Source organism: Pseudomonas parakoreensis (assembly GCF_021602155.1).
Classification (GTDB): Bacteria; Pseudomonadota; Gammaproteobacteria; order Pseudomonadales; family Pseudomonadaceae; genus Aquipseudomonas; species Aquipseudomonas parakoreensis.
On sequence record NZ_BQHY01000011.1, the window covers coordinates 1 to 18571 of the forward strand.

General features: G+C 60.6%; 15 protein-coding genes. 3 read left to right on the top strand and 12 right to left on the bottom strand.

What is annotated here, in order from left to right; translation table 11 throughout:
- Nucleotides 1-386: 386 nt before the first annotated feature.
- From L6D63_RS18155 to L6D63_RS18180, 6 genes are read right to left on the bottom strand one after another with little or no spacing between them, the layout of a single operon-like run.
- Nucleotides 387-2129, bottom strand: coding sequence for an ABC transporter substrate-binding protein (locus tag L6D63_RS18155; RefSeq protein ID WP_047291695.1), 1743 nt, complete (start codon nt 2127-2129; stop codon nt 387-389).
- Nucleotides 2130-2176: 47 nt separating this feature from the next.
- Entirely contained in the window at nt 2177-2449 is a 273-nt protein-coding gene (locus L6D63_RS18160; protein WP_027614647.1) for a DUF2160 domain-containing protein, read from the bottom strand.
- Between the two features lie 10 nt (nt 2450-2459).
- Entirely contained in the window at nt 2460-3260 is an 801-nt protein-coding gene (locus L6D63_RS18165) for a carbohydrate ABC transporter permease (protein ID WP_041073277.1), read from the bottom strand.
- Nucleotides 3261-3270: 10 nt separating this feature from the next.
- Nucleotides 3271-4137: a carbohydrate ABC transporter permease gene (locus L6D63_RS18170; RefSeq protein ID WP_047291693.1), complete on the bottom strand. Its 867-nt coding sequence runs from the start codon at nt 4135-4137 to the stop codon at nt 3271-3273.
- Nucleotides 4134-5249, bottom strand: a complete 1116-nt coding sequence (locus tag L6D63_RS18175; RefSeq protein WP_041073275.1) for an ABC transporter ATP-binding protein — start codon at nt 5247-5249, stop codon at nt 4134-4136. The genes L6D63_RS18170 and L6D63_RS18175 overlap by 4 nt, the downstream gene beginning before the upstream one ends.
- Complete coding sequence (locus L6D63_RS18180; RefSeq protein ID WP_131670141.1) at nt 5249-6343, bottom strand: ABC transporter ATP-binding protein; 1095 nt, start codon at nt 6341-6343, stop codon at nt 5249-5251. Before L6D63_RS18180 ends, L6D63_RS18175 begins: the two co-directional genes overlap by 1 nt.
- Before the next feature lie 341 nt (nt 6344-6684).
- Here L6D63_RS18180 and L6D63_RS18185 point away from each other — a divergent pair, with 341 nt between their 5' ends.
- Nucleotides 6685-8526 (top strand): sigma-54-dependent Fis family transcriptional regulator, encoded by a 1842-nt coding sequence (locus tag L6D63_RS18185; RefSeq protein ID WP_131670140.1) that lies wholly within the window; start codon nt 6685-6687, stop codon nt 8524-8526.
- 197 nt (nt 8527-8723) lie between these two features.
- Here L6D63_RS18185 and cysS read toward each other — a convergent pair whose 3' ends face one another.
- Nucleotides 8724-10106, bottom strand: coding sequence for a cysteine--tRNA ligase (gene cysS, locus L6D63_RS18190; protein WP_047291685.1), 1383 nt, complete (start codon nt 10104-10106; stop codon nt 8724-8726).
- 21 nt (nt 10107-10127) lie between these two features.
- Complete coding sequence (locus L6D63_RS18195) at nt 10128-11828, bottom strand: glutamine--tRNA ligase/YqeY domain fusion protein (protein WP_131670139.1); 1701 nt, start codon at nt 11826-11828, stop codon at nt 10128-10130.
- Nucleotides 11829-12078: 250 nt separating this feature from the next.
- Here L6D63_RS18195 and L6D63_RS18200 point away from each other — a divergent pair, with 250 nt between their 5' ends.
- Complete coding sequence (locus L6D63_RS18200) at nt 12079-12585, top strand: peptidylprolyl isomerase (protein ID WP_027614639.1); 507 nt, start codon at nt 12079-12081, stop codon at nt 12583-12585.
- Complete coding sequence (gene lpxH, locus L6D63_RS18205) at nt 12582-13334, top strand: UDP-2,3-diacylglucosamine diphosphatase (RefSeq protein ID WP_131670138.1); 753 nt, start codon at nt 12582-12584, stop codon at nt 13332-13334. The genes L6D63_RS18200 and lpxH overlap by 4 nt, the downstream gene beginning before the upstream one ends.
- A 103-nt stretch (nt 13335-13437) precedes the next feature.
- Here lpxH and L6D63_RS18210 read toward each other — a convergent pair whose 3' ends face one another.
- The 4 genes from L6D63_RS18210 to L6D63_RS18225 form a co-directional block, all read right to left on the bottom strand.
- Nucleotides 13438-14967: a DHA2 family efflux MFS transporter permease subunit gene (locus L6D63_RS18210; RefSeq protein ID WP_131670137.1), complete on the bottom strand. Its 1530-nt coding sequence runs from the start codon at nt 14965-14967 to the stop codon at nt 13438-13440.
- A gap of 239 nt (nt 14968-15206) precedes the next feature.
- Nucleotides 15207-16409, bottom strand: coding sequence for an HlyD/EmrA/EmrK family protein (locus L6D63_RS18215; protein WP_131670136.1), 1203 nt, complete (start codon nt 16407-16409; stop codon nt 15207-15209).
- A 14-nt stretch (nt 16410-16423) separates the two neighbouring features.
- On the bottom strand, nt 16424-17893 hold the full coding sequence (locus L6D63_RS18220) for an efflux transporter outer membrane subunit (protein WP_131670135.1): 1470 nt from the start codon (nt 17891-17893) through the stop codon (nt 16424-16426).
- Nucleotides 17883-18365 carry a MarR family winged helix-turn-helix transcriptional regulator gene (locus L6D63_RS18225; protein ID WP_041073261.1) on the bottom strand — a complete coding sequence of 161 codons (483 nt, stop codon included), beginning with the start codon at nt 18363-18365 and terminating at the stop codon, nt 17883-17885. Before L6D63_RS18225 ends, L6D63_RS18220 begins: the two co-directional genes overlap by 11 nt.
- Nucleotides 18366-18571 lie beyond the last annotated feature (206 nt).

Here is an 18571-nt window from a genome sequence, read left to right on the forward strand (position 1 = left end):
GAAATTCAAGCATGAAGCTGGCATTGACCGGTGTCCTGTAGGAGCTGCCGCAGGCTGCGATCTTTTGCCTTGGCCTTTGAAGATCAGAATCAAAAGATCGCAGCCTGCGGCAGCTCCTACAGGGATCGGGGTGTTTTTGAGTTTTGTGGACACCACGAAAACCTGTGAGAGCTTGCCTGCAAGCGATGGCGGCGGGTCAGTCACTATCCATGCTAAATGGCAGACCGTATTCGCGAGCAAGCTCGCTCCCACAGTCATCTCGATTGTGATCGGAATTTATGAACGATACAGATCCAGTGTGGGAGCGAGCCTGCTCGCGAAAGCGGTAGATCAGGCAGCAAAAAAAACGGCACCTTACGGTGCCGTTTGCTTTCACACATCAACCATCACTTGCGCGCATCCGCCCACGATTTCAGCAGTTCGTTGTAGCTCACGGTCTCGCCCTTCGGCTTCTCGTTGGCCAGTTTCGGTTTTGGTGCGCCCGGCTGGTCGAACCAGTATTGCGCGTCGCGTTCCGGGTTCATTTTCGGGGCGCACGTGGCTTGCGCCTTGGAGCGTTCGAGGCGGGTCATGATTGCGTCCTGATCCTTGGCCAGGCCATCCAGCGCCTGTTGCGGGGTTTTCTCGCCGCTGGCCGCTTCGGCGATGTGGCTCCACCACAGCTGCGCCAGACGCGGATAGTCAGGCACGTTGGTCCCGGTCGGGGTCCATTGCACGCGGGCCGGGCTGCGGTAGAACTCGACCAGGCCGCCGAGTTTAGGCGCCAGATCGGTCATCGCCTGCGAGTTGATGTCCGACTCGCGAATCGGCGTCAGGCCGACGATGGTTTTCTTCAGCGACACGGTTTTCGAGGTGACGAACTGCGCGTACAGCCACGCCGCCAGCTTCTGTTTCTCAGGCGTGGATTTCATGAACGTCCACGAACCCACATCCTGATAGCCGAGCTTCATGCCCTCTTCCCAATACGGCCCGCGCGGCGACGGCGCCATGCGCCATTTCGGCGTGCCGTCGGCGTTGACCACCGGCAGGCCCGGTTTGGTCATGTCGGCGGTGAACGCGGTGTACCAGAAGATCTGCTGGGCGATATTGCCTTGTGACGGCACCGGGCCGGACTCGGAGAACGTCATGCCCGCCGCTTCCGGTGGCGCGTAGGCCTTGAGCCAGTCGACGTATTTCTGCGTGGCGAACACTGCCGCCGGGCCGTTGGTGTCGCCGCCGCGGGTCACGCTGGAGCCGACCGGATGGCAGTCCTCGACGCGAATTCCCCATTCGTCCACCGGCAGACCGTTGGGCAAGCCTTTGTCGCCGCCACCGGCCATGGAGAACCAGGCATCGGTAAAGCGCCAGCCCAGCGACGGGTCTTTCTTGCCGTAATCCATGTGGCCGTACACACGCTTGCCGTCGATTTCCTTGACGTCTTCGCTGAAGAATTTGGCGATGTCTTCATAGGCCGACCAGTTCACCGGCACGCCCAATTCGTAACCGTACTTTTCCTTGAACTTGGCTTTCAGATCGGCGCGTTCGAACCAGTCGGCGCGGAACCAGTACAGGTTGGCGAACTGCTGGTCGGGCAGTTGATAGATCTTGCCGTCCGGCGCGGTGGTGAACGAGATACCGATGAAGTCCTTGATGTCGAGGGTCGGTGAGGTGAAGTTCTTGCCTTCGTTGGCCATCAGGTCAGTGATCGACTCGGTCTTGCCGTAGCGAAAGTGCGTACCGATCAAATCCGAGTCGTTGACCCAACCGTCGTAGATGTTCTTGTCCGACTGCATCACCGTCTGCATTTTTTCCACCACGTCGCCTTCTTGCAACAGGTCGTGGGTGAGTTTGATCCCGGTGATTTCGCTGAACGCCTTGGCCAGCACCTTGGACTCGTATTCGTGGGTGGTCAGGGTCTCGGAAACCACTTTGATTTCCATGCCGCGGAACGGCTCGGCGGCCTTGATGAACCACTTCAATTCTTCGAGCTGCTGATCCGCCGTCAGGGTCGACGGTTTGAATTCGCTGCCGATCCACTTTTTCGCAGCGTCTTCGTAGGCATCGGCCCAGGCCGAAGCGCTCAAACCGCTGAGTGCGAGCATGGCTGCCAATGAAATGCTATGTCGCAGCTTATTGTTTTTATCGAACATAGAGACCTCCAGTTAGAGTTTCGGAGCACGATTGCCGAGCGACTCGACTAGCCCCAGCGCATCACAACCAACAGCCACACCAGAGACAGCGCGGACGCCACCCAGATGCTCCAGTCGGTGACGCCGATTACCAGCAGATGCAGGTAGGCGCTGCCGAGAAGACCGATGAACAAGCGATCGCCACGGGTGGTGGCAATCGGCAGAAAACCGCGGCGCAGGATGCTCGGCGAGCGCAGTTCCCAAGTGGTCATGCCCACCAGCAACAGGCCGATGGCGATAAAGAACCCCGCCGTGGGGGTGGTCCAGCTCATCCATTCCATCATGCGTTCCTCAGACCCGACCCAGGGCAAAGCCCTTGGCCACGTGGTTGCGAACAAACCAGATCACCAGCATGCCCGGCAGGATGGTCAACACCCCCGCCGCCGCCAGCACGCCCCAGTCGATACCCGAAGCCGAGACCGTGCGGGTCATCACCGCGGCAATCGGCTTGGCATTCACCGAGGTCAGCGTGCGCGCCAGCAGCAGTTCGACCCAGGAAAACATGAAGCAGAAGAACGCCGTGACGCCGATGCCGGAGCCGATCAGCGGGATGAAAATCTTCACGAAGAACTTGGGAAAGCTGTAGCCGTCGATGTACGCGGTTTCGTCGATTTCCTTGGGCACGCCAGACATGAAGCCCTCCAGAATCCACACCGCCAGCGGCACGTTGAACAGGCAATGCGCCAAGGCCACGGCGATGTGCGTGTCGAACAGCCCGATCGACGAATACAACTGAAAGAACGGCAGCAAAAACACCGCCGGCGGCGCCATGCGGTTGGTCAGCAACCAGAAGAACAAGTGCTTGTCGCCGAGGAAGCGATAGCGCGAAAACGCGTACGCCGCCGGCAACGCCACACTCAGCGAGATCACCGTGTTGAGGCTGACGTAATACAGCGAATTGAGATAACCGGTGTACCAGCTCGGGTCGGTGAAAATCACCTTGTAGTTGTGCCAGGTGAAATCCTGCGGAAACAGGGTCAATCCGCCGAGGATTTCGGTGTTGCTCTTGAACGACATGTTCAGCAGCCAGTAGATCGGCACCAGCAGGAACAGGATGTACACCAGCAACGGAATCAGCTTTCTTTTGTGCATGGCCGGGCCCTCAGCGATTGGCGTCGGAATGGGTCATGGCGGTGTAGAACAGCCACGAGACCAGCAGGATGATCAGGAAATACACCAGCGAAAACGCCGCTGCCGGGCCCAGATCGAATTGGCCGACCGCCATCTGCGTCAAGGTCTGACTGAGGAAGGTCGTGGCATTCCCCGGCCCGCCGCCGGTGAGCACGAACGGCTCGGTGTAGATCATGAAACTGTCCATGAAGCGCAGCATTACTGCGATCAGCAGCACGCTTTTCAGCTTGGGCAACTGGATGTGCCTGAACACCGCCCAGGCCGAGGCGCGGTCGATGCGCGCCGCCTGGTAGTACACATCAGGAATCGCCCGCAACCCGGAGAAACACAGCAGCGCCACCAGCGAAGTCCAGTGCCAGACGTCCATCACCAGCACCGTGACCCAGGCGTCCATGGTGTTGGCCGCGTAGTTGTAGCTGATGCCCAGCGCATTCAGGCTCGAGCCGAGCAGACCGATGTCGGCGCGACCGAAGATCTGCCAGATGGTGCCGACCACGTTCCACGGGATCAGCAGCGGAATCGCCAGGATGATCAGCACCACTGACGACCAGCGACCCTTGGTCGGCATGGTCAGGGCGACGGCGATGCCCAGCGGAATTTCAATCAACAGCACGCAGGCCGAGTAGATGAACTGGCGCAGCAACGAGTCATGCAGACGCGGATCGAGCAGCACCTGCTTGTACCAATCGGCACCGACGAAGTAGCGGCTGGACTGATCGAAGATGTCCTGCACCGAGTAGTTGACCACGGTCATCATCGGGATCACCGCACTGAACGCCACCAGCAGGAACACCGGCAACACCAGCCACCAGGCCCTGTTGTTCTGCACCTTGTTCATGGCTGCACCTCGGTAGAGTCGGTGTCTTCAAGAAGAAATTCGTCGGCGTAGACCATCAGCCACTGCGCCGGAAAACTGATGTACGCGGTGCCCTGCGGCACCGGTTTGTCTTCGGCCAGACGCACCTTCAACGGCGCGCCGTCGAGGTCGAGGGTGAGGATCTTGTAGGTGCCCAAGTCTTCGACATGGACCACCCGCGCCTGCATCGCCTCGTCAAACGGCTCGTCCCACACATGAATGAACTCGGGGCGAATGCCGACCTTCAGATTTTTCCACTGGCCGTGTTCGATATGCCGCTGCAAGGCGTCGGACAACGGCAGGTGCGTGGAGGCGAAACCGACCCCGCCCGGCTGCGGCTGCACCTCGATCAGGTTCATCCCCGGGCTGCCGATGAAGTAGCCGACAAAGGTGTGGCTCGGCCGCTCGAACAATTCCCGCGGGGTGCCGAACTGCACGATCTGGCCGCCGTACATCACCGCGATCTTGTCGGCGAAGGTCGAGGCCTCCAGTTGATCGTGGGTGACGTAGACCATGGTGATGTTGAACTGCTCGTGGATCTGCTTGAGCTTGCGTCGCAGCTTCCACTTCAGGTGCGGGTCGATCACCGTCAGCGGCTCGTCGAAGAGGATCGCCGAGACGTCGTCGCGCACCAGGCCACGGCCCATGGAGACTTTCTGCTTTTCGTCGGCGGTGAGGTTGCGGGCCTTCTTGCTCAGCAGGTTTTGCAGGTCGAGGACTTCGGCGATTTCCTGCACCTTGCTGTGCACTTTCGCCTCGGCCATGCCCTGATTTCTCAGGGGAAAGGCCAGGTTATCGAACACGGTCATGGTGTCGTAGACCACCGGGAACTGGAACACCTGGGCGATGTTGCGCTTCTCCGGGGTCAGGTCATTGACCGCTTTGCCATCGAACAACACATGCCCTTGCGAGGGGCTGAGCAGGCCGGAAATGATGTTGAGCAAGGTCGACTTGCCGCAACCCGAAGGGCCGAGCAAGGCATAGGCGCCGCCCTGCTCCCAAATATGGTCCATTTCGCGGATTGCGTAATCGTCAGGCCCGCTCGGCTGCTTGCTGTAGCTGTGGGCCAGGTGCTGCAAACGGATTTCGGCCATCAGGCAACCCTCGCGACACGCCGGCCCGGTGCCTGCACCAGACGGCCCTGCGCATCGAACACGAACAGTTTGTGGGTCGGGATGTAAATGCGGATCGGCGCATCGACGTCGTATTCGTGCACCCCGGGCAGGTGCAGTACCAGCAGGAAATGTTCGTTGCGCACGTGCAGGAAGGTTTCCGAACCGCTGATCTCCGCCACCTCGACGGTAACCGCCAGTTCCAGATCGTCATCGTTGCTCGGCACCAGCGAAATATGGCTGGGGCGCACGCCGAAGCGGAACTCGCCCTCGCCCACCGGCCGTAGATCGACGTTCAACGGGAAGTGCACGAAGTTGGCAAAGCTGACTTCGTTGCCGGCAATGCGCCCGGGCATCAGGTTGATCGGCGGTTCGGAGAACAACTCCGCTGCCAGCACGGTTTGCGGCTGGTGATACACCGAAGTCGACGGGCCGCTCTGGATCACCCGACCTTCGTGAAGAATGGTCGTGGAGCCGCCCAAGGCCAACGCTTCGTTGGGCTCGGTGGTGGCGTAGATCGCGATGGTGTGGCGGGCCTTGAACAGCTCGCGCATCTCTTGGCGCAGTTCTTCGCGCAGCTTGTAGTCGAGGTTGACCAGCGGCTCGTCGAACAGGATCAGTTCAGCATCCTTGACCAGCGCCCGGGCCATCGCCGTGCGCTGCTGCTGACCGCCGGACAGCTCCAGCGGATGGCGCTGCAGGAACTTCTCGATGCGCAGCATCCGTGCGGTTTCCTGCACCTTGCTGTGGATGATGTCCTTGGCGACACCGGCCTGACGCAACGGCGAGGCGATGTTCTCGAACACGGTCATGGTCGGGTAATTGATGAACTGCTGATAGACCATCGACACGTTGCGCAGGCGCACCGGGCGCTGGGTGACGTCGACGCCGTTCATCAGGACGCGGCCGCTGTCGGGCTTGTCCAGACCGGCCATCAAACGCATCAGGCTGGTCTTGCCGGACAGCGTGCGGCCGAGCAGAACGTTGAAGGATCCGGGTTCGAAGGTCAGGCAGGCATCGTCGATCCAGGTCTGGCCCTCGACGGTACGGCTGACGTGCTCCAGGGTGAGTGACATGGCTCGGCCTTTTTTATTATTGGAGTCAAGCGACCTGTGCAGCAGAGCGACATTCGTGCCAGAAATGGCAAGTGGTTGATTTGTCGTGAAAAGTGCCGAAAACGTGGGGAACGGGCGTTCATTGCTGAACACATTTGAACAGTTGGGCGATTGACAATGAACAATTGTGAACAACACTCTATGAACTGTTCACGCACCCCTGTAGGAGCTGCCGAAGGCTGCGATCTTTTGACTTTTGTTTTCAAGAATAAGATCAAAAGATCGCAGCCTGCGGCAGCTCCTACAGGGGAATTGTGTGGGTCATAACAATAATAAAAACGCTGCATCAGAGGCCCACCGCCATGGCCGCACCTGCCCCGCCGCTGTCCCACGACGCGATCGTCCAGACCTCCTGGCAGCGTTGCCGCGCCTTCGGCCTCGACCATCAAAGTGCCCCGGCCTTCGACCAACTGCCTGCCGCCGGCATTGCGCAATTGCTCGACCGTCACCACTCACTGGTGCAAACCACGCATCAGGAAGTCCTGCCGTACTACGAGAACATCCTGAGCAACTCCAACTGCCTGATCATGCTCGCTGACCACCACGGCCAGGTGCTGACATCTTGGGGCACTCAGCGCTTTATCGAGCCGAACCTGGCCCGGGGTTTTCGCGCCGGAGCGAGCTGGATGGAACGCTGCAGCGGCACCAATGCCATCGGCACCGCGCTGGCCTGCGAGCAAGCGGTGCACATCGAGCACGATGAACACTTTCTGAAAGCCAACCGCTTCATGACCGGTTCTGCCGCGCCGATATTCGATGCCGAGCGCAAGATCATCGCCGTGCTCGACGTGTCCAGCGACAGTTACCTGCCGCCCTCGCACACGCTGGGCATGGTCAAGATGATGAGCCAGACCGTGGAGAACCGGTTGATCCTCAACCTGTTCCATGGCCAGCACTTTCAGCTGACCTTCAACACCGGGTTGAACAACCTCGACAGTCAATGGGCCGGTTTGCTGATTTTCGATGAGAGCGGTCAAGTGCTGTCGGCCAATCGCCGCGCGGACAATCTGCTTGGCGTGCGCCTGTCGCGGGTCAGCGTCGAAAGCCTGTTCAACGTGTCGCTGCTGGAGCTGCTGAATCAGCCCGACGGCTTGCCGTTTGCCTTGCAGACCTCGGGGCGCAACCGTTTCCAGTGCCTGTTGAAGCGACCGCAACAGGCGCCGATTCAGCCTCGGGTATTTGCCGAACCGAAAACGGCGCCGATCAAAGCGCCAGGCGTGATCAGCCTCAATTCCCTGCACTTTGGCGACAGCCGCGTCGAGAAAGCCGTGCGCCAGGCCGAACGGCTGCTGGAAAAAGACATCCCGCTGCTGATCCACGGTGAAACCGGAGTCGGCAAGGAAGTCTTCGTCAAAGCGCTGCACCAAGCCAGCTCCCGCAGCAAACAGGCATTCATCGCCGTCAACTGCGCGGCGATCCCCGCCGAACTGGTGGAGTCGGAACTGTTCGGCTACGAAAAAGGCGCGTTCACCGGCGCCAACCAGAAAGGCAGCATCGGCCTGATCCGCAAAGCCGATAAGGGCACGCTGTTCCTCGACGAGATCGGTGACATGCCGCTGCCGACTCAGGCGCGGTTGTTGCGGGTGTTGCAGGAGCGCTGTGTGCAACCGGTGGGCAGCAGCGAGTTGTTCCCGGTGGATCTGCGGATCATCTCGGCGACCAACCGCTCTTTGCGCGAACAAGTGCAATTGGGGCGGTTTCGTGAGGACTTGTACTACCGAATTGGCGGTTTGACACTGGAACTGCCGCCGCTCAGAGAGCGCGGTGATAAAGAGGCGCTGTTCAAACGCCTGTGGGAGCAGCATCGCGAACCGACACAATGGGCCGGGCTCAGCCGCGAAGTGCTGGAGCTGTTCGGCCGGCATCCGTGGCCGGGCAATCTGCGTCAGGTCAGCAGCGTTATGCAAGTGGCGCTGGCGATGGCCGAGGAGCAACCGGTGCGGCCGGAGCATTTGCCGGATGATTTTTTTGTCGATCTGGAGATGGAGCCGGTGGAAACGGCAGCGCCGTTGGGGCTGGACTTGAATGACGCTGAAGCATTGAACCGCGAATTGAAGGCGGCCGGGGGGAATATTTCGCACCTGGCGCGGCGGTTGGGGGTGAGCCGGAATACGCTGTACAAGCGGTTGCGGCAGGCTGAATGACTGGTTGCCTGGGCGGACCCCATCGCTGGCAAGCCAGCTCCCACAGGGTTTCGGGTTGTACGCAACACTCGTGAACAACAAACAACTTGTGGGAGCTGGCTTGCCAGCGATGGCGTCAGCCCGGTAACCACAAGACCCAAAGCCCAAAAAACAAAAACCCGCACAAGGCGGGTTTTGTTTTAACGCGGATCAGGCAATCAGTCAGCCAGACGCCAGGTCGTGCCGCCCTTGCCGTCTTCCAGCACCACGCCCATGGCGGTGAGCTGGTCGCGGATGCGGTCGGATTCGGCCCAGTCCTTGCCGGCGCGTGCCGCCAGACGTGCAGCAATCAGCGCGTCGACTTCAGCGGCATCGACACGCCCTTCGGCACCCGCCTGCAGGAAGTCATCGGCTTCCAGCTGCAACACCCCCAGCACGCTCGCCAGTTCTTTCAGACGGGCCGCCAGACCGGCCGCCGCGTCGAGATCGCTCTCGCGCAGACGGTTGATCTCGCGCACCATCTCGAACAGCACCGCGCAGGCTTCCGGCGTGCCGAAGTCGTCGTTCATCACCGTGGTGAAACGCTCGACGAAGGCTTCGCCGCCGGCCGGAGCAACGCTCGGCAGGCCTTTCAACGCGTGGTAGAAACGCTCGAGTGCGCCCTTGGCGTCCTTGAGGTTGTCTTCCGAGTAGTTGATCGCGCTGCGGTAGTGGCTCGACACCAGCAGGTAACGCACGACTTCCGGGTGGTACTTGTCGAGCACGTCGCGAATGGTGAAGAAGTTGTTCAAGGACTTGGACATCTTCTCGCCATTGATGCGGATCATGCCGCAGTGCATCCACGCATTGGCGTAGGTCTTGCCGGTGGCTGCTTCGCTCTGGGCGATTTCGTTTTCATGGTGCGGGAACTCCAGGTCGCTGCCGCCGCCATGAATGTCGAAGGTCTCACCGAGGCAGCAGGTGGACATTACCGAGCACTCGATGTGCCAGCCCGGACGCCCGGCGCCCCACGGTGATTCCCAGCTCGGCTCGCCCGGCTTGGCGGCCTTCCACAGCACGAAGTCCAGCGGGTCTTCTTTCGACTCGTCGACTTCGATCCGTGCACCGATGCGCAGGTCTTCGATCTTCTTGCGCGACAGCTTGCCGTAGCCCATGAATTTGGCGACGCGGTAATACACGTCGCCATTGCCCGGGGCGTAAGCGAAGCCTTTGTCGATCAGGGTCTGGATCATCGCGTGCATGCCCGGAATGTGATCCGTGGCGCGCGGCTCCATGTCCGGTTTCTTGATGTTCAGGCGTGCTTCGTCTTCGTGCATCGCGGCGATCATGCGTTCGGTCAGCGCTTCGAACGACTCACCGTTCTCGCGGGCACGATTGATGATCTTGTCGTCGATGTCGGTGATGTTGCGCACGTAGGTCAGGTCGTAACCGCTGAACCGCAGCCAGCGGGTCACCAGGTCGAACGCGACCATGCTGCGGCCGTGGCCGAGGTGGCAGTAGTCGTACACGGTCATGCCGCACACGTACATGCGCACCTTGTTGCCATCCAGCGGCTTGAAGACTTCTTTGCTCTTGGTGAGCGTGTTGTAGATCGTCAGCACTTTATATTTCCTTGACGCGAATCACTGGCCCCACGAATCACGCAGGGTCACGGTACGGTTGAATACCGGCTGACCTGGTTCCGAGTCCTTGATGTCGGCAACGAAGTAGCCTTCGCGCTCGAACTGGAAACGGTCCTCCGGCTGTGCGTTGCCAAGCGATGGCTCAGCACGACAACCGGTCAGCACTTGCAGTGAGTCAGGGTTGATGTTGTCGAGGAAACTCGCGCTGTCTTCGGCCTTCTCCGGGTTCGGAGAACGGAACAGGCGATCGTACAGGCGCACTTCGCACTCGATGCTGGCAGCCGCCGGCACCCAGTGGATCACGCCCTTGACCTTGCGGCCTTCAGGGTTCTTGCCGAGGGTGTCCGGGTCGTAAGAGCAACGCAGTTCGACGATGTTGCCGTCGGCGTCCTTGATCGCTTCGTCGGCACGAATCACGTAGCTGCCGCGCAGACGCACTTCGCCGTTCGGCTCCAGGCGCTTGTAGCCCTTTGGCGGTTCTTCCATGAAGTCATCGCGGTCGATGTAGATTTCACGGGCGAACGGCAGCTGGCGCACGCCGAGTTCTTCTTTCTGCGGATGACGCAGCAGTTCGAGGTTTTCGACCTGAGCTTCCGGGTAGTTGGTGATCACGACTTTCAGCGGGCGCAGCACGCACATGGCGCGCGGGGCGTTCGCGTCCAGGTCCTGACGGATGCTGAATTCGAGCATGCCGAAGTCGACCACGCCATCGGAACGGTTGGTGCCGATCATGTCGCAGAAGTTGCGGATCGACGCCGGCGTGTAGCCACGGCGACGGAAGCCCGACAAGGTCGACATGCGCGGGTCGTCCCAGCCATTGACGTGTTTTTCATCGACCAGTTGCTTGAGCTTGCGCTTGCTGGTGATGGTGTAGTTCAGGTTCAGGCGGCTGAACTCGTACTGGCGCGGGTTGGCCGGCACCGGCAGGTTCTCCAGGAACCACTCGTACAGCGGACGATGGCTTTCGAATTCCAGGGTGCAGATCGAGTGGGTGATGCCTTCGATGGCGTCCGACTGACCGTGGGTGAAGTCATAGTTCGGGTAGATGCACCACTTGTCACCGGTCTGATGATGATGGGCGTGACGAATGCGGTACATGATCGGGTCGCGCAGGTTCATGTTCGGCGAGGCCATGTCGATCTTCGCGCGCAACACGCGGGCGCCGTCCGGGAACTCACCGGCACGCATGCGCGCAAACCAGTCGAGGTTCTCTTCCACCGATCGGTCGCGGAACGGGCTGTTCTTGCCCGGCTCGGTCAGGCTGCCGCGGTATTCCTTGGCCTGCTCCGGCGTCAGATCGTCGACGTAGGCCTTGCCGGCCTTGATCAGCTCCACCGCCCAGTCGTGCAACTGGTCGAAATACTGCGAGGCGTAGCGCACTTCGCCGGACCACTCGAAGCCCAGCCACTTGACGTCGGATTCGATCGCGTCGATGTATTCCTGGTCTTCCTTGGCCGGGTTGGTGTCGTCGAAACGCAGGTGCGTGACGCCGCCGAACTCCTGGGCCAGGCCGAAGTTCACGCAGATCGACTTGGCGTGGCCGATGTGCAGGTAGCCGTTGGGCTCAGGCGGAAAACGGGTGACGATCTGGGTGTGCTTGCCCGAGTCCAGGTCTGCCTGGATGATCGGCCGCAGGAAATTGACCGGCACGGCAGGGCCGGACTTGGCATTCGAGGTAGGGTCGACAGTGGGCTTGCTCATAGGATCCTTGACTTACATGTGCGCGGCCACAAACGGGGCCAGACAAAACAAAGCCGCTATCATAGCCGATGCTGTCAAGGGGCTGACAGAGCGCGGCCTATAAAGGCGTGCATTTAATCGACGGGTTTTGGAAAAACAGCCTCGAAATTCGCGCCTGTCACGCTAAACTGCGCACCTTGGCCCATGGGCTGAACCGGTAACGGGCCGAAATGTCCCATTACCCACGAATTCCTTATAAAGAGTAGCGATCATGACTCAAGTCAAACTGACCACCAACTACGGCGACATCGTCATCGAACTGGACGCGGAAAAAGCGCCGATCACCGCTGCCAACTTCATCGAATACGTTAAGAAAGGTCACTACGAGAACGTGGTGTTCCACCGCGTGATCAAGGGCTTCATGATCCAGGGCGGCGGTTTCGAGCCTGGCATGCAGGAAAAGAAAGACAAGAGCCCAAGCATTCAGAACGAAGCTGACAACGGTCTGAAGAACGAGAAGTACACCGTTGCCATGGCCCGCACCATGGACCCGCATTCGGCCTCGGCGCAGTTCTTCATCAACGCCACCAACAACAGCTTCCTCAACCACACCGCCAAGACCGCTCAGGGCTGGGGTTATGCCGTATTCGGTAAAGTGGTTGCCGGTACCGACGTCGTCGACAAGATCGAAGGCGTTGCCACCACTTCCAAGGCCGGTCACCAGGACGTGCCGAAAGACGACGTGATCATCGAGAAAGCCGAGATCATCGAAGCGTGATATTGCTGATTTCAGATTTGCATCTGGAAGAGGAGCGCCCGGACATCACCCGGGCGTTTCTGGATTTGCTCGCCGGACGCGCCCGCTCGGCGAGTGCGTTGTACATCCTCGGCGACTTCTTCGAAGCGTGGATTGGCGACGACGCCATGACGCCCTTCCAGCGTTCCATCTGCCAGGCCCTGCGCCAATTGAGCGACAGCGGCACGGCAATCTTTCTGATGCACGGCAATCGCGACTTCCTGCTCGGCAAGGCTTTCTGCAAAGCAGCCGGCTGTACGCTGTTGAAGGATCCGAGTGTCGTGCAGTTCTACGGCGAACCGGTGTTATTGATGCACGGCGACAGCCTGTGCACCCGCGATGAAGCCTACATGAAGCTGCGGCGCTACCTGCGTAACCCGATCACCCTGTTCATCCTGCGCCACCTGCCACTGAGCACCCGCCACAAACTGGCGCGCAAGCTGCGCAGCGAAAGCCGTGCGCAGACGCGGATGAAGGCCAACGACATTGTCGATGTCACGCCGGACGAAGTTCCGCGGATCATGCAGCAATACGGGGTGAAAACCCTGATTCACGGCCATACCCATCGCCCGGCAATCCACAAGCTGCAGCTCGGCGAGCAGGCGGCGAAGCGGATTGTGCTGGGGGATTGGGATCGTCAGGGTTGGGCGTTGCAGGTGGATGAGTACGGGTTTGCCCTGGCGCCGTTCGACTTTGCCCCGCCGCCGGCCCTGCCTGCTCCCGCAATCTAACAGCCAAGATCAAAAGATCGCAGCCTGCGGCAGCTCCTACATTGGAATGCGTTTCCCTGTAGGAGCTGCCGCAGGCTGCGATCTTTTAGCAATCACCGCACAATCAATGTCCGGACGCGGCCGGCCCTGCTTTTGCGGCAAACGGCGGCTTCGCCAGCCACACAATCAGAATCAGCCCCATGAACCCCCAGCCCAGCAACGTGAAGTAATCCACGGTGGAGAGCATGTACGCCTGGCTGGTGAGGATCTGATCCATCTGCGCGTACGCCGATTGGCTCGCGCCACCTAAATGATTCAACGTCTCGCGGGTCGCCGGTTCGAAGGTACTGATGCTTTCGCTCATGTACGCATGATGCTGATCGGCGCGGCGGATCCAGATCCACGTGGTCAACGATGCCGCAAAGCTGCCGCCCAAGGTGCGCAGGAACGTCGCCAGACCGGCGCCGTCGGCGATCTGGCTCGGCGGCAGGTCGGACATCAGAATGCTCAGGGTCGGCATGAAGAACAGCGCCACGCCAATCCCCATGAACAGCTGCACCAGGGCGATGTGCTGGAAGTCCACCTCGTTGGTGAACTCGGCGCGCATGAAGCAGCTCAAGCCAATCGCGAGGAACGCCAGACCGGCCAGCAGGCGCAGGTCGAACTTGTTCGCGTACTTGCCGACAAACGGCGACAACAGCACCGGCAGAATGCCGATCGGCGCCACCGCCAGACCGGCCCAGGTCGCGGTGTAGCCCATCTGGGTTTGCAGCCACTGCGGCAGGATCAGGTTGATGCCGAAGAACCCGGCGTATCCAAGGACCAGCACCAGCGTACCGATGCGGAAGTTGCGATGGGCGAACAGGCGCAGGTTGACCACCGGGTGCTGGTCGGTCATTTCCCAGATGACGAACACCGCCAGGGCGATCAGCGAAATCGCCGCACCGATGATGATGAAGTTCGATTCGAACCAGTCCAGGTCATTGCCCTTGTCGAGGATGACCTGCAACGCGCCGACGCCGATGATCAGCGTGATCAGACCGACGTAGTCCATCGGCTGCCGACTGGTTTCCACCGGACGCTTGGCCAGCTGCGAACGCACCACCATCACCGCAAAGATGCCGATCGGTACGTTGATGAAGAAGATCCACGGCCAGCTGTAGCTGTCCGTGATCCAGCCACCCAGAATAGGCCCGGCAATCGGCGCGACCACCGTGACCATCGCCAGCAATGCCAGAGCCATGCCGCGCCTCGCAGGCGGATACACGGCAATCAACAGCGTCTGCGTCATCGGGTACAGCGGGCCGGCCACCAGGCCTTGCAGCACGCGAAAGCCGATCAGTTCCGGCATCGAGGTTGAGATACCGCAGAGAAACGAGGCCAGCACGAACAGAATGGTGGCCCAGAGAAACAGCTTCACCTCGCCGAAACGGCGGCTGAGCCAACCGGTCAGCGGCAGCGCGATGGCGTTGCTTACGGCAAACGAGGTGATCACCCAGGTGCCCTGCTCCGAACTCACCCCGAGGTTGCCGGAGATCGTCGGCAGCGCCACGTTGGCGATGGTGGTGTCGAGCACTTGCATGAACGTCGCCAGCGACAGGCCGATGGTGCTGAGCAACAGGCTGGGCGGCGTGAAAGAGGCGTTATTGCTCATTGTGAATCCTATGAAACCGGGTTGACGCTGCGTCTGTTAAAGAAGCAGTTGCCCATAAGGAACAGGCTCTTGTGATGAGGAAGTTCATCTGTGGTGAGGGGATTTATCCCCGATGGGTCGCGAAGCGGCCCGTCCTTAGATTCAGAAAAGCCGGGCCTGCTGCGCAGTCCATCGGGGATAAATCCCCTCACCACAGTAAATCTCATCACCTTGAGAACCTGTTCCCACAGGGGAAAGATTCAGCGTTGCGCGGTTTTGCTGACCGCAGCGCTGTTGTCGTGGATCAGCTGCGCAATCATCGCGTCGGCCTCAGCCAGTTGGCGGTCGTAGACGTTGGTGCTGAACGAGGCCTTTTGCGGCGGTTGCTGGGCCAGCACCGGGCCGCTCTGGTCGTGCAGGTTCACTTCAACGTTGGTCGACAGACCGACGCGCAATGGATGCCTGGCCAGTTCTTCGGCGTTGATATGAATCCGCACCGGCACACGCTGCACGATCTTGATCCAGTTACCAGTGGCGTTCTGCGCCGGCAACAGAGCGAACGCGCTGCCGGTACCGGCGCCGAGGCTGTCGACGGTGCCGCTGTACTTCACGCTGCTGCCATAGATGTCGGACTCGATGTCCACCGGTTGGCCGATGCGCATGTCACGCAGTTGGGTTTCCTTGAAGTTGGCGTCGATCCACAGTTGATCCAGCGGAATCACCGCCATCAGCGCGGTGCCAGGCTGTACGCGCTGACCGAGTTGCACGGTGCGCTTGGCGACGTAACCGGTGACTGGCGCGATCAAGGTGCTGCGGGCGTTGGTCAGGTACGCCTGACGCAGATCGGCAGCGGCCGACATCACGTCCGGGTGCGACGAAACCACGGTGTCATCGACCAGCGCGCTGGTGGTTTTCAGTTGCTGCTTGGCGTTGGCCAGAGCGTTTTGCGCCGAGGTCAGGTCGTCGCGGGCGTGGGACAGTTCTTCCTGGGAAATCGCCCCGCCAGCAGCGAGGTTTTTCCGGCGGTTGTAGTTGTCCTGAGCTTTCTGTACTTCGGCCTGTTGCGCGTTGACCTGGGCTTTCATGCCGTCAACGTTGCTGTACAGGCCGCGCACCTGACGCACGGTGCGCGCGAGTTTTGCCTGGGCACTTTGCAGGCCGACTTCGGCGTCGTTCGGGTCGAAGTTGACCAGCACCTGACCTTCGTGAACCAGATCACCGTCGTCGGCGCCGATGCTGACCACGGTGCCGGTGACCAGCGGCGTGATCTCCACGACGTTGCCGTTGACGTAGGCGTCGTCGGTGCTTTCGTTGAAGCGCCCGATGAATTCGTGATACGCCCAGACGCCGGCACCGGCGAGCAGGACCACGACGGCCAGCACCAGCAGCATGAATTTGCGCTTGCGTGGATTGCCAGTGTCGGGCGTGTTGGCTTGAGTTTGGGTGTTTTCGGCAGTGGCCATGACAAATACCTGAATTAGTTGTGCGACGTGGCTGGGGTGGCGTTGGCTGCGGTCAGGGTGTCGCCCTGAAAGCCGCCGCCCAGCGCTTGCATCAGTTGAATCGACAGGTCGATCTGCTCGGCATTGAGGTTGGCCAGCTGACGCTGGGCCTGCAGCAATTGCTGCTCGATGCTGAGCACGTCCAGGTAGTTGCCGATGCCGGAAACGTAACGCTGGACGACGGTGTTGTAAGAATCCTGGGCAATCTCGGTAGCGTGTTGTTGCGCGCCGATCTGCCGGCCGATGTCACGCAACTGGTTGATCGTGTCGCTGACATCACCGAGGGCTTTCACCAGGCTTTTGTTGTACTGCGCCACCGCCAGATCGTAATCGGCGTCACGCGCATCGAGGTTGGCGCGCAGGCGCCCGCCGTCGAAGATCGGCACCGAAATGGTCGGGGCGATGCTAAAGAAACGACTGGCCGACCCGAACATGGCGTCACCCAACAAGGATTCGGCACCGGCCGAGGCCGTGAGGTTCAAGTTGGGATAGAAGCGGGTTTTCGCCGAGTCGATGTCCTTGCTCGCGGCCTCAACGCGCCAGCGCGCAGCGACCAGATCCGGACGCCGACCGAGCAGTTCCGCCGGCAGCACCGACGGCACCGCCACGGCGCTGGCTTGCAGGACTTTCGGCCGAGCAATCTCATTGCCGCGATCCGGACCTTTGCCGAGCAGCACGGCCAGGGCGATTTTCGCGCTGTTCAAGCGTTTTTCGGCGTCGATCAGGCTGGCTTCGGAGCTGGCCTCAAGGCTTTGGGTTTGCTGGAACTGGTACTGGCTGTCGATACCGGCACTCAAGCGGCGCTGACTCAAATCGAGCATTTGTTTGGTGCGCTTGAGGTCGTCGTTGGCCAGGTCGTAGACAATGTGCGCCTGACCCAGATCGCTGTAGGCCCGGGCCACGTCGGCGGCGAGGGTCAACTGCGCAGCCTGACGATCGACCTCGGCGGCGCGGGCCTGACCGAGTGCAGCTTCCCAGGCATCACGCTGGCCGCCCCACAGGTCGAAGTTGTAGTTGAAGCCGGCGCTGACGTTACGCACCGTCGCGTAGGCATCGCCCTGCCCGCGCGGGTCCTGATCCTTGGCCAGGCGCGAACGGCTGATGCCGGCACTGGCGTCGAGGGTCGGATAGCGTTCGGCATCGGCGGCATACGCGGCGGCGCTGGCCTGATGGGCGCGGGCTTCGGCGATCTGCATGTCCGGGCTGTCGTGCAGGGCTTCGCGGATCAGACCGTCGAGTTGCGGGTCGCCAAGGCTGGTCCACCAGTCGCTTTTCGGCCACGCGGCCGGTGACAGGGTCACGCCGTTGAGGGATTGGCTGGCGTTGAGGCTTTTCGCATCGAGGTTTTGGCCTTGAGTGTCGAGGCCGCTGTAGTTGGCGCAACCGGCGAGGATCATCGCCGACAGCAGCAGGGTCAGGCTGCTGCGCAAGGTTTTACCGCTCATTATGTTCACCTAAGCGCTGGATAGTGATCGGGTCACCGGCTGCCAGCAGGATTTTCTTGAGGATGTATTCCAGGGTTTTCAGCTCTTCGCGAGAGATGGCGCCGGCCAGTTCATTCATCGCATCGGCGCCGATATAGGGCAGGCGATCGGCCAGTTGCTGGCCCTGCTCGGTGAGCTTGAGCTGCACCTGACGGCGATCGCCTTCGCTGCGTTGGCGAACCAGGAAGCCTTTCTGCTCCAGACGATCGAGCATGCGCGTCATCGAACCGCTGTCCAGCGACAGGTGCCGGCACAGCTCGGCCGGCGTGTCGACGCCGTACTGGGCCATGATGATCAACACCTTGAACTGCGCGGCGGTGATGCCGTGGGGTTCCATGTGGGTGTCGATGATCCGGTCCTTGAGCAACGCGGCGCGGCCCAGCAACAGGCCGAGATGGCAATGTTTGAATTCGTCCGGGGTGAAATGCTTCATGTGCTCACCTAATAACTGCCTAGGCAGTGAATGTATGTCGAGATGTTACTGCCTAGGCAGCGAATGTCAACGCAATAGTTAGGTTGCTTTGTAATTAGTTGACCAACGGACTGGGTTTTTGTGTTGCACAGGCGCACGCCTTCGCGAGCAGACTCGCTCCCACAGGATCTCCGCGCGACGCAAATTTTGCGTCTGATGGAAATCCC